Annotated in this window: 11 protein-coding genes; 1 reads left to right on the top strand and 10 read right to left on the bottom strand. The window is 39.7% G+C overall.

Annotation, left to right across the window (positions count from 1 at the left end; genetic code table 11):
- Nucleotides 1-4: 4 nt before the first annotated feature.
- The 6 genes from FRX52_RS00560 to FRX52_RS00535 form a co-directional block, all read right to left on the bottom strand.
- Complete coding sequence (locus FRX52_RS00560; protein WP_146538111.1) at nt 5-865, bottom strand: methionyl aminopeptidase; 861 nt, start codon at nt 863-865, stop codon at nt 5-7.
- A 15-nt stretch (nt 866-880) separates the two neighbouring features.
- Nucleotides 881-2,143 (bottom strand): DRTGG domain-containing protein, encoded by a 1,263-nt coding sequence (locus FRX52_RS00555; protein WP_146538110.1) that lies wholly within the window; start codon nt 2,141-2,143, stop codon nt 881-883.
- Nucleotides 2,136-2,690, bottom strand: a complete 555-nt coding sequence (locus FRX52_RS00550) for a GNAT family N-acetyltransferase (RefSeq protein ID WP_146538109.1) — start codon at nt 2,688-2,690, stop codon at nt 2,136-2,138. Before FRX52_RS00550 ends, FRX52_RS00555 begins: the two co-directional genes overlap by 8 nt.
- A gap of 92 nt (nt 2,691-2,782) precedes the next feature.
- Entirely contained in the window at nt 2,783-3,997 is a 1,215-nt protein-coding gene (gene thiI, locus FRX52_RS00545; protein ID WP_146538108.1) for a tRNA uracil 4-sulfurtransferase ThiI, read from the bottom strand.
- Complete coding sequence (locus tag FRX52_RS00540) at nt 3,997-5,139, bottom strand: cysteine desulfurase family protein (protein WP_146538107.1); 1,143 nt, start codon at nt 5,137-5,139, stop codon at nt 3,997-3,999. The genes thiI and FRX52_RS00540 overlap by 1 nt, the downstream gene beginning before the upstream one ends.
- Nucleotides 5,140-5,198: 59 nt before the next feature.
- Nucleotides 5,199-6,344, bottom strand: coding sequence for a glycoside hydrolase family 3 protein (locus FRX52_RS00535; protein ID WP_261378933.1), 1,146 nt, complete (start codon nt 6,342-6,344; stop codon nt 5,199-5,201).
- A 116-nt stretch (nt 6,345-6,460) separates the two neighbouring features.
- Between FRX52_RS00535 and FRX52_RS00530 the strand changes: the two genes are divergently transcribed.
- Entirely contained in the window at nt 6,461-6,874 is a 414-nt protein-coding gene (locus tag FRX52_RS00530) for a DUF6556 family protein (RefSeq protein WP_146538106.1), read from the top strand.
- 34 nt (nt 6,875-6,908) lie between these two features.
- Here FRX52_RS00530 and gorA read toward each other — a convergent pair whose 3' ends face one another.
- From gorA to ezrA, 4 genes are all read right to left on the bottom strand, one after another.
- Nucleotides 6,909-8,261, bottom strand: a complete 1,353-nt coding sequence (gorA, locus tag FRX52_RS00525; RefSeq protein WP_146538105.1) for a glutathione-disulfide reductase — start codon at nt 8,259-8,261, stop codon at nt 6,909-6,911.
- A 148-nt stretch (nt 8,262-8,409) separates the two neighbouring features.
- Nucleotides 8,410-8,751, bottom strand: a complete 342-nt coding sequence (locus tag FRX52_RS00520; RefSeq protein ID WP_146538104.1) for a YlbF/YmcA family competence regulator — start codon at nt 8,749-8,751, stop codon at nt 8,410-8,412.
- 17 nt (nt 8,752-8,768) lie between these two features.
- Entirely contained in the window at nt 8,769-9,932 is a 1,164-nt protein-coding gene (locus tag FRX52_RS00515) for a class I SAM-dependent rRNA methyltransferase (RefSeq protein ID WP_146538362.1), read from the bottom strand.
- Between the two features lie 83 nt (nt 9,933-10,015).
- Nucleotides 10,016-11,740 carry a septation ring formation regulator EzrA gene (gene ezrA, locus FRX52_RS00510; RefSeq protein WP_146538103.1) on the bottom strand — a complete coding sequence of 575 codons (1,725 nt, stop codon included), beginning with the start codon at nt 11,738-11,740 and terminating at the stop codon, nt 10,016-10,018.
- Nucleotides 11,741-11,783: the final 43 nt, after the last annotated feature.

Here is an 11,783-nt window from a genome sequence, read left to right as displayed (position 1 = left end):
TAGTCTAGTAGGTTTTTTCTTGACCTTGACTGGTTAAAATTTTTGGACCATCTTTAGTAATGACAAATTGATGTTCATATTGGCAAGACAAGCCACCATCTAAGGTCTTATGAGCCCAACCCGTTTTCAAATCTGTATCAATTTCCCAAGTCCCTGTGTTAATCATAGGTTCAATGGTTAAAACCATGCCTTCACGCAAACGTAAACCACGACCTGCTACACCATAATGGGGAACTAAGGGATCTTCATGCATGGTTGGGCCAACACCATGACCAACCAAATCACGAACAACACCATAGCCACGACTTTCAGCATAGTCTTGAATGGCTGCACCAATATCTCCCAAACGGTTACCAACCTGTGCTTGTTCAATCCCTCTATATAAGCATTCACGGGTCACTTCCATCAAGTCTTTTACCTGTTCAGAGACTTGACCTACTGCATAAGCCCAACAAGAATCTGCCAAACCACCTGTATAAGACTGAGTATGTTGTTTCATCAAGACAACATTATCAAAATCAAGTTTAGAAACATCTAAAACGCTCTTGTCCAAAGGCTCACTCAAGACCATGTCCACCTTGAGCAAATCTCCCTCTTTTAAGATATAGTGGCGAGGAAAGGCATGGGCAACCTCATCATTTAAGCCACAACAAGTGGCATAAGGGTAGTCCATCAGACTTCCTTCTACTCCAATTTGCAAAGGTAGAACATTTTCTTCCTTACAACGTTTACGAACAAATTCTTCAATAGCCCACATATCCAAGCCTGGTTTGATGAGTTGACGTAGAGCGATATGAATGCCTGTCAAAACCTTGCTGGCACGCTCCATAGCTTCAATTTCACGGGCTGATTTAATGGTAATCATCTAAAATAAACTCCTCTAAGTTACTTTACTGGTTATCATGGCTTTGGCAACTAATGTCTCATCAATAAAGATAGACAATTCAATGATATCTTGCCTTGTTGCCATACTAAGATGAGGCTGAATGAAAAGTTTGCTGCCTTGTTTCATCTCTTCTAACCAGTATATCATCATTTGCTCAATAATGATATGTTTTTTTCCGGCATCTTCCATAATTTTCTCAGCTAAGTCATTAACCGCAAGCAGTAAAGTAGCTTTCGACCACTCTCTGACTGAGTCAAAAAGAGAAAAACCATCTTTTTCTTGCAACCATGGAAAGTCAACAACAGAATGAGAGGAAACGAAGGGCACTGAGCCAGTCCAGTCTAAACTATCCATCACTTGTTTTCTAGTCACCAAGCCTAACAACAACCCCTTATCATCAACGACAGGTAAAAAAGCGAAGTCTTCTGCCACCATTAACTGCCCAATACTAGCTAAACTATCTTCCAGTTCTACACAAACAGGGTATTTCGTCATTACTGTTTTTAAGAACGCTTCTTGAGGGTAGGCAATCACATCACGCAAGCTAACCACCCCAACCAAATTTCCCTCTTGATTAACCACTGGAAATCGCACACGTTTAGTCGTCTTTTGCAACTGAAAATAATCAGTGATGCGGTCTGTTTCATGTAAATAGCCATAAGTTTTCTTACTTTGATAAATATCAGCGACATGGCAAGTTTTCATGGGAAGATTTTGCTTAATAAAGGCTTGATTAATCAAACTAGCTAGGGTAAATGTATCATGTGAACTAACCAAAAGGGGTAAACCCAAAGAATTAGATAGCGCTTTCATTTTTTCAGAAATAGAATAGCCCCCCGTTACTAAAAGGGCATTGCCACTCTCTAAGACCAAGCTTTGAATGTCCTCACGATCACCAACAATGACTAAATTACCAGGTTTCAAATATTTATTTAACCCCTCAGTTGTCATGGCACCAATTAAAAACTGATTAAAACGTCCTGATAAACCTGCCTGACCAGCAACCACTTCCGCTCCTGTAATCGCCACCACATCTGCAAACCGTAATTGACTAGGGAAAAACTTGGCTTGACGATCAATTCTCACGGTACCACTACGATGATGGGTTTCAACTAGACCACGATTCTCAGCCTCCTTAATGGCACGGTAAGCGGTGCCCTCACTCACTTGTAAACGATTGGCAATCCCTCTGACACTAATGCGTTTGCCTACTTCTAGCTGCGTCAAATAATCTAAAATCTCTTGATGCTTACTCATAATAGTAATCTCCCTTTGTCATGCTAAAGAGCTTATAGGACTTGATTTGGCGGTTGTAACGATCACTCCCCTTGAATTGTTTCAGATAGCGAAAACCTGCCTTGTGAGCCACATGTTGACTGGCCACATTTTCGGCATGGGTGATGATGAGCAATTCTGTCAGCAAAAATTCTTGAAAGGTAAGAAAAACCAAGGTTTTTAAGGCTTCAGTTGCATAACCTTGCCCCCAAACCTCTCTATCAATAAAATAACCCACTTCTGCTCGTTTTTCTTCTGGATTGATTTTTTCTAAGCGGATTGAACCAAGTAACTGATTGTTTTGTTTGTCTTCAATCGCCCAAATCCCCAAAGGATATTTCAAAAAATCATGCACCAAAAGGTAATCACTCTCTTTTTGTGTTAGGGGAGCAGGAAAAATAAACGGCAAAGGTTCTTTTTGACCACTAATAGCGAAAAAAGCCTGTGAATCAGCAAAGGTAAAGGGGCGTAAAATCAATCGTTGGGTTTCAATCAAAGAAAATTTAGCCAAAGATGTCCAGATATCCATGTTTTCATTATAACAAAAAAAGAGAATTTTGTGTCTTTTTTCACAACGTTTTAAGCAAAAAAAAAAAAACTAGAACTTGTCTAGTTTTCATCTTATAACAATTGATCAATCAAATCTGTCACTTGATCTTGCTCAATTTGAGGTGTGATTTCCGTCACCTTAATTCCTGCCACAGCTCGAGCAACCAAACCCTCTACATCCAAACGTGCCTCATACTGCTCGACATTTTTCAGTTTTGGATTGGTTTTAGGACGATCTGGAGCAAAAATCGTACAACAATCTTCAAAGGGTTGAATTGAGATGTCAAAGGTATCAATAGCTTGAGCCAACTCGATAATCTCCAATTTATCCATGGTGACCACTGGACGAATGACTGGGGTGTTGGTTACCGCATTGATGGCTTGCATACTTTCCAAGGTTTGACTGGCAACCTGACCAAGACTTTCACCATTGATAATAACCATGCCTTGACGTGCTTCACGAATGGCATCGGTAATTCGCATCATAAAGCGACGAGTCAAGGTCATCAGATAGGCTTCTGGTGTTTTTTCCTTAATTTCTTCTTGAATTTCGGTAAACGGTACCTCGATAAACTGAATATTACCACCAAATTTAGTTAATTGACGGGTCAAATCTTGAGCTTTTTTCAAGGCTCCTGGACTAGTATAAGGAGGGCTAGCAAAATGTACCGCTTCAATTGCTACACCACGTTTAAGGGCTAAATAGCCTGCTACTGGTGAATCGATGCCACCTGATAACATCAGCATGCCACGACCAGACGTCCCTACAGGAAGTCCCCCTGCCCCTTTAATTTCTTCGTGAGAAAGATAAGCTGCATCGTCACGAATTTCAACTTTAAGATTGACATCAGGAGTCTTCATCTGAGCTTGAATTTTTGGCAAAACTTCAAAAACTGCAGCTCCTAAAAGTTGATTAAGATCACGACTATCTAATTCAAAACTGTGATCACTTCGCTTGGTTGAAATCTTGAAGGTTAATCCCTCATGATACAGGTCCTGCATAATAGTTTGCACAGCTTTTTTCAAAACAACAAGGTCTTTTTCAACCTTATAAACCGGAGAGAAAGCTTGAATACCAAAAATTTTGGTTAAATCTTGAGCCACCAGTTGATAATCTGTTCCATTAAGATAGATGTGAGTTCGATCTCGTGTTGCCCTAATGCTAATATCAGGATAACAACTTAGGACATGTTGGATGTTACGTCTTAATTGGTTAATAAAGCGCATACGGTTTTTACCCTTGGTGGATAATTCACCATAACGTACCATAATTTCAGCGTATTGCATTAGTTTCTTACCTTTCTTGTCTGCTGATAAATATCGCTAAAAGCTGTCAAAAACTGCTCAACTTCTTCTGTTGTCGTATCATAATCAAGGCTGATACGAATAGCAGTTTCTGCTTCTGATTGTGGAATCCCCATGGCAATCAGTGTTCCTGCTGGTTTCCCTGCTTTTGAGGAACAAGCACTGGTTGTGGAGACATAAATTTCTCGTTCTTCAAAAGCATGAACCAAGACTTCTCCACGCAGCCCTTTCAAGCCAAAGGTCAAGACATGCGGGGCAAAATCTTTGATACCTGAAAAAATCTGAACATCTTCAAATGCTGCTAGGCGTTCTAACAGGTGATTTCGTAGAGCAACAACCTTTTCAAAGTCTGTCAAACGATTCATAGCTAGACGCAAGGCCTTGGCTGTCGCAGCAATACCTGCCACATTTTCAGTGGTTGAACGTTGATTGTTTTCTTGACCGCCACCAGTCAATAGCGGGGTTAATTTTTTACCTTTTTTCTGATATAAAAAGCCTACACCTCTGACCCCGTGGAACTTATGGCTAGAAAATGACGCAAAATCTACACGTTCTGTCAAAAAACTAGTCACTGGTAATTTTCCCAAGGCCTGAACCGCATCGACATGAAAAGCGATAGTCGGTCGATCAGCTAGTAGCTCACTAATCGCTTGAATCGGCTGAATACTACCAATTTCATTATTAACAGCCATGACGGACACGAGAATTGTATCTGGTCGGAGCATTTGCTCAAGGGCTTCTACCTTCACAAAACCTGTTCGATTAACAGGAATAAAATCAACTTCAAAGCCCTGTCCTATCAGCCACTTAGCTGACTCCTTAACAGCAGGATGTTCAATGTCTGATACCAAGATGTGCTTGCCGTATCTTGCCTTTTCAAAAGCCAAGCCCTTAATCGCCCAGTTATCACTCTCTGTACCACCAGAAGTGAAGAGGATTTCCTCACTTGATTTGCCTAAAAGACTAGCCACCTGTTGACGGCTAGCTTCTAGTAATCTTGTTGCTTCTTCTCCCAAACGATGTAGGCTAGACGGATTGCCTATTAACTTTGACGCAACTTCATGATAGGTTGTCAACACCTCTGGATCTGGGCTTGTTGTTGCTGCATTATCAAAATAAATCATAATTCACCTTTTTAATTTCAATACCTACCATTCTACCACAAGATAGACTGAGGCTCAACTTAGTTTATCTTGGATAACTTAGTCAATAGTCCCAAATCATATTTCCAAGCCAGCACTCGCTTGACCGATTCATCAATTCGTTTTTCTGTCAATTCTCCCTGTTCAATTTTTTCCAAAACATAGGGAATCTGACTTTGATAAGCCGAACTCATGATCATGTCATTACCTGCCAAGATTGCTTGATAGGCCGCTTCTTCTTGACTGATAAAATCAGCCAGACCTGCCATATCAAAATCATCGGTAATTACAACCCCATCAAAGCCTAAATCTTTCCTTAGTAGTTGATTGATTTTGGGTGAAATGGAAGCGGGTACCTCATCAATCTGAGTTAAGATATTATGGGTTACCAAAACACTGTCTGCCCCTGCCTTGATACCAGCAGCAAACACTGTCAAATCATAGGATTTAAGCTCTGCTAGACTGCGATTGTCCCAAATCATACTGGTATGACTGTCACCATTGTCCCCATAACCTGGAAAATGTTTCAGCATTGAACCAAACTTATCCTTTTTCATTTGCTCAACTAGTTGCCTGATATAAGTCCTTGTTTTCGACAAATCAGCCCCCAAGGTACGATAATAGATAAAGGAATCACTATATTGTGCAATATCTGCCACAGGATAAAAGCCTGTCATAATCCCAACTGACTTCAACAAGTTAGCCTTTTCTTGACTATCTTCTAAAACCATTGGCAGACCACCTTGTTGATAAAGGCTCATTGGAGATTGAAAGGGAGTGTCCAAAATAGCAGAAATCCTAGTCACTGCCCCCCCTTCCTCATCAGACCCCACCAATAAGGGAATCTTACTTGCCTCTTGAAAACGATCAGTCAGCTCCTTGACCCCATCCAAGTCCAGTCCTTCATAATCACGAGCAAAAAGCATATAACCACCCAAACCATAGGTTTCCAAGTCTTCCAGGACATTATAGACAGGCACTCGAGCAAAAAAGAGCTGACCAACCTTTTCTTCTAGGCTCATCTGTTTGAGCAAACGTTCGATTTCTTTTTCCTTTTGAGATTGCTGAGTGACATCTTGATTGGCTGCTTTTTGAGGACTAGCACTGGGCAATACTGCCGCATAAACCAGCAGTAAAAAGGTAAACACAAGTGCCAAACCTATCCTAATATCAATTATTTTTTTCATCATTTCATTATATCAAAAAACTGTGTGGCAACCCAGAAAAACAACTGATAACTTAGGCTTTTAATGGCATTTTTCATCAGAAAATCATATAATAACAGTAAGAAAAGGAGCTAATTATGACTACACAGTATTCACGAAAAGAAAAACAACGTCATGCTAAAACCATAGAGCCTACCAAGCATATCAAGACTGGCTTTACTGCCTTACAAAAAACGCTAGCTTTAATCGGTAGTGTCTTGAGTATCATCGTTGCTTCAATTACCATCAATAATGCCCTAAACGCCAATAAAACAAAACCTGAAACCGAGCAGACCACAACTACTGTTATCCAATCTAATCCAGACAATACTGACTACAATAGTCAAGTTATCTCAAATAACAATCAAACAACCACATCAACTGAAAATCTAGAAAATACCTCAGTATCAAACGACGTTTCTGAAACCGTACCTACATCAGCAGTTGAAACACTGCCAGCAGCTAGTCAGACAGAACCTAGTCTTAGTCAAGCAGACACCCCAGAGCAATAAAAGACTTACCATTTTTATTGGCAAGTCTTTTTTCTTATCTCATAGTGACAAATTCTTCAGCACCAGTTGGGTGAATCGCAACGGTCTGATCAAAATCAGCTTTAGTAGCTCCCATTTTAATCGCAACAGCAAAGCCTTGAATCATCTCATCAACTCCGTAGCCAATCCCATGCAGACCAACCACCCGTTCATTAGGACCTTGACAAATCAATTTCATCAAACAAGCCTGCCGATGATCCGTTATAGCCGTATACATAGACGTAAAGCGAGAACGGTAAACCTTGATGTCATCTTTTCCATATTTTTCAATGGCTGCTTCTTCTGATAAGCCAACCGAACCAATAGCTGGGTGGCTGAAAATAACCGTTGGCACATTGTCATAGTCCATTTTTTCATCTGGTTTATGGTTGAACAAACGCTCAGACAGACGGCGACCTGCCGCAACAGCAACTGGAGTCAATTCCAATTTACCGGTCACGTCTCCTAGGGCATAAAGACCTGAGACTGCTGTATTTTCATAAGCATCAACCTGAATATAGCCTTTATCATCAAGGACAAGACCTGTTTTATCCAAACCAAGATTGGCTGTATTAGGACCACGACCAATTGCCCAAATAATCGCATCCACTGTTTCTTTACGCCCATCAGCCAAATGAAGCGTCAAACTACCATCACTTGCTTTATCAACCTGCTTTGGTTCAGCAAAAGTATGCAGGGTAGGCCCATCTTCAACCATTAAATCAACTAATTGGTCAACAATCTCCTTATCAAATGAACGTAAGGGACGATCTTGTCTGACAAAAAGATGAGTTTCACTGCCCAAGGCATGAAGGACACCAGCCACTTCAACGCCAATATAACCAGCCCCCACAACTGCCACACGTTTTGGTAATTGATCCAATTCAAAAAATCCATCGGAAGTCATCCCATATTCAGCACCTGGAATATTGGGAATAAGCGCATGACCACCTGTTGCAATCAAGATATGAGGTGCCGTATAAATTTTTTCACCAACCTGTACACGTTTAGTATCTACAAATTTGGCATAACCTTGCAGATAAGTCACACCATTGTGATTCAGACCATTTTCATAAGACTGATGAATCCGATCAATATAGGCTTGACGATTGGCTTTCAACTGCTTAAAATCAAAATCAATATTTTCCCCACTAAAACCATAAGAAGACGCATAACGGTATAATACATCTGCCACCTGTGCCCCATACCACATGACTTTTTTAGGGACACAGCCACGGTTTACACACGTCCCTCCCAAATCATTAGCTTCAATCAAAAGCACCTTAGCTCCGTGCATGGCTGCACGATTAGCTGAAGCGATACCACCACTGCCAGCACCAATGACGATATAATCATAAGCTGTTTCCATTTCTTTCTCCTTATTTCTTTTTATTTTACCTTATCATAAAGACTATAAAATCTCAAAAATCTACTATGACTAAAAAGTTAGGACAAGCCTACTCAAATGCTCTCTTTAGAACACTAAAAATCAGGAAGGATAACTCCTCCCTGTTTTTTTATTTCACAAGATCATGAAGTGGTTTAAAAATGATACGCTCAATATCAGTCATGTAAACAGATAGACGTTGTTGGGCATCAAAATAAACTTTCAAAGTAGCATTTCCTTCAATTTTTTGTCCAAGAGCCTGCATGGTTTCTTGATCTTCTTGCGATGGCATTTGACCAGACTGCAATAAACCTTGCACACGATCTTGCACTTGAGTAAACTCATCCCAAAGAGCTTTTGCTTGACTATCTTTGGCAATTTCTTCCTTAGCTTTAGCGACATCTTGATATTCTGGCAAGCTACGGATACTACGTTCCAACTCATTGGCTAAATCATAAACATTAACTGACATATCGTCTCCTTTATTTTTTATTGATTAACTTGTATTGTAAATACTTTAAGATAATTACTAGAGGGATCAGCTGAATTGACCCTAAAATCAACTGGTAGTTGCTGGAGGGCCAGATACTGATGGTTTACACCTACTAATCCCTTATCTAATTGTTTTCTAAATTGCTCAACTGACACATTACTGGCATTCGTTGATGCAATAATCAAGCCACCTTTGTTCAGTAAGGGCAAAGAATCCTCAATCAAGCGATAGTAATCTTTGGCGACTGAAAAGGTTCTTTTTTTGTTACGAGCAAAACTGGGTGGATCAAGCACAATCACATCAAAACTCAATCCTTTTCGTTTGGCATAACGAAAATAATCAAAGACATCCATAACAACAAACTGATGATGTTCAGTGTCTAAATGATTGGCAACAAAATGAGCAGTGGATAAATCACGAGAACGCTTGGCCAAATCAACTGACGTTGTGGAACTAGCACCGCCCATGGCTGCAGCTACTGAAAAAGCTGCTGTATAGGAAAACATGTTCAATAAGGTTTTGCCTGCTGCTATCCCATCTACTAGATTGCCTCTAACCTCATGCTGATCCAAAAAGATTCCTGTCATCAAGCCATCGTTCAGAAAAACTTGATAACGAACACCATTTTCTAACACATGAAAAACATCAGGTGCTTCCTGTCCATATAGGTGGGCAGACTCATAGTTCAAACCTTGAAATCGAATTTTTTCATAACCACCTAGTAAGTTAGGAAAAACTGCTCTAAAAGCTTCAATAATCACTGGAGCCAAGGTATAGACAAAGTCATTATACCATGAAAATAAAGCATAGTCGCCATAACAATCAATGGTTAGACCACCAAAGCCATCCCCATCTTGATTAAAAAGGCGATAGGCTGTTGTCAACTCTGACGCAAGGTAAGATTGGCGTTTGAGTTTTGCCTGTTCAAACAATTCCAAAAAATAAGCCTTATCCAGATTAACCACCTGTTTTGATAAGAACCAACCCACTCCCTTGTTTTGCTTAGCTAGATAAGCCGTTCCTAAGAATTGGTTTGCTGAATCACAAAGACTGACTAATCCTTCATCAGCAGAAAAATCAAGGAAATCTTGCTCCAACAAGAGTTGCTTGCCTTGTTTCAATTTTTTAGTCGTCTGCTGACTTACCTGTAACGTTTTCATACTATTATTATACATTTTTCCAAATCATCCTGCAACTTCAACACCTATCAAAAAAGGTTAAATCGTTGATTTAACCTTTTCTTTTAGAAAGTAATTGTTTCCCGTGTTTTTTCATAAGATGAAACAAAACGATCGGTAACTCCTGGTTCAACCAGTTCCAAAGCATAAGAAATTTCTTCAAAGGCTTCTTGATAGGCATAATCAACCTCAAACAATTTCAAGGCATGCTCAAAGCTATTTTGAACGCTTGGTTCAAAGCTACGGTAGCGATTTGAATACTGCAACAACTGCTCAGTCAAGGTAGCCTGTTGGACTACTTGATAGGCTGTTTCTTCCAAATTAAACATGGCAGATTTGGCAACATCCAGTAAGCGACCAATGGTTTGAATATCCATTCTACCTCGGCTAAGCTCTTCCATCAAAGCTTCAAGTTGTGAACTGGTTGTAAAAAAGACACTTAGGAAATCTTGCGGGATACCTGGAAGATTACGTTTTTCCATATAACGTTTAATTGTATGCAATCTATTAACATACATATCAACGCCCTGACGCGCTTCTTTTTCTGTCTGCTCAATTTTTTTCAAATCCTCAAAAACCTCTAGTTGTTCTGCCTCAACATCAGACAAGGTTTTCATGCTGCGACTCAACAAGACTTGTAAGTCGGAAAAAGGTAATTCCTGCTCTTCAAAATTATCCATTGTCGGTTTAATTGCCTCGTCAATCTTCGTCACTTCCGTAGCAAAGTTACGAATTCTCGCACTATGATTGTCATTCAAAATGTACTTCCGAGATAAACGAGCCAATTCTGTTTCTAATTTCTCGTTATTTCCTTTTACATGAGCTAGATAATCTGGAATAACCTTAATGTCCTTACTCACTTGCTTCTGTGCTTGAATTTCCTTTTCAAAGGTATCATAAAGACTATCAATCTTGGTTTGAATTTCCTCGTTTTCTGAACGAGCACGGTTCAAATCTAAGGTCACCAATTCAGATGCGTTACTCCTAATGGCTTCACGAATTTGACGGAACTGGCTTTCAATGTCTTTTTCAGCAAAATGATAATTTTCTTCCAAAAGACGACCATAACCATTTTCCAAATCATCTAACTGATCAAGGAAGTCATCTTCTAACTTAGCAACAATAGCTGGAATCTGTTCTGTAATTTGACCCAAAGCAATCGTGTGTTCTTCTGCTCGATCAAGAATGACTGAGGCTTCCAAAGGATCTCCTGATGAATTCAAGGTAACAAATTGTGAAAATTCTGCTTCAATATTGCTTAATTGCTTTTGAATTTCAGGCATGGTTGACCCAAAATTATCTGAATTCTCCTTAATAGATTCTTGTAGATTTTCATATAAATCAAGAGCATGTGTCACACGCGCACTGTTTTTTTCTTCTTGTTCACAAAGAACAGTCAAACCATCACGAATGGCAGTGATGTCTTCTTCAACTAAATCTAGCTGACTCTCAATTCTTGTGATTTCATTTTTGGCTCGAATAAAGTTAAAACTATCATTAAACTTTTCAGCCTGAAGGGCGCTGGCATCCACTGTCGCCAAGGAATTTTCGGACAAATCTAACCATTTTTGTTCCCATTCCTTAAAATTAGCCTGACTTTGACCAACTAAATTTAACTGCTTGACCGCTTGTATTTCTTCATTGACTGGCAATGAAAAAAGGGTCTGTTTTCTTTCTTCTAATTTTGCAATCAGCGAGTCATTACGCTTTCGAATAATAACGCTAATTAGGTAAACAATAATGACAACTAGCACTATAGCTACCATTAGCAAAATGATTCCGCTAGACATTCCCTATCTCCTTAAATATTTGTTTTTCACTCATCAGACGACA

The sequence above is a fragment of the Streptococcus sp. sy018 genome, from assembly GCF_007859185.1.
In the GTDB taxonomy this organism is placed as follows: domain Bacteria; phylum Bacillota; class Bacilli; order Lactobacillales; family Streptococcaceae; genus Streptococcus.
The sequence above is the reverse complement of the archived record's forward strand: the minus strand, read 5'-3'. Positions and strand labels throughout refer to the sequence as shown.

What these genes read in the sequence shown, in the direction of transcription:
- thiI (WP_146538108.1), bottom strand. Translation starts at nt 3,997, where the DNA reads ATGCAATACGCTGAAATTATGGTACGTTATGGTGAATTATCCACCAAG.
- FRX52_RS00530 (WP_146538106.1), top strand. Translation starts at nt 6,461, where the DNA reads ATGACTACACAGTATTCACGAAAAGAAAAACAACGTCATGCTAAAACC.
- FRX52_RS00515 (WP_146538362.1), bottom strand. Translation starts at nt 9,932, where the DNA reads ATGAAAACGTTACAGGTAAGTCAGCAGACGACTAAAAAATTGAAACAA.
- FRX52_RS00560 (WP_146538111.1), bottom strand. Translation starts at nt 865, where the DNA reads ATGATTACCATTAAATCAGCCCGTGAAATTGAAGCTATGGAGCGTGCC.
- FRX52_RS00555 (WP_146538110.1), bottom strand. Translation starts at nt 2,143, where the DNA reads ATGAGTAAGCATCAAGAGATTTTAGATTATTTGACGCAGCTAGAAGTA.
- ezrA (WP_146538103.1), bottom strand. Translation starts at nt 11,740, where the DNA reads ATGTCTAGCGGAATCATTTTGCTAATGGTAGCTATAGTGCTAGTTGTC.
- FRX52_RS00550 (WP_146538109.1), bottom strand. Translation starts at nt 2,690, where the DNA reads ATGGATATCTGGACATCTTTGGCTAAATTTTCTTTGATTGAAACCCAA.
- FRX52_RS00520 (WP_146538104.1), bottom strand. Translation starts at nt 8,751, where the DNA reads ATGTCAGTTAATGTTTATGATTTAGCCAATGAGTTGGAACGTAGTATC.
- FRX52_RS00535 (WP_261378933.1), bottom strand. Translation starts at nt 6,344, where the DNA reads ATGAAAAAAATAATTGATATTAGGATAGGTTTGGCACTTGTGTTTACC.
- FRX52_RS00540 (WP_146538107.1), bottom strand. Translation starts at nt 5,139, where the DNA reads ATGATTTATTTTGATAATGCAGCAACAACAAGCCCAGATCCAGAGGTG.
- gorA (WP_146538105.1), bottom strand. Translation starts at nt 8,261, where the DNA reads ATGGAAACAGCTTATGATTATATCGTCATTGGTGCTGGCAGTGGTGGT.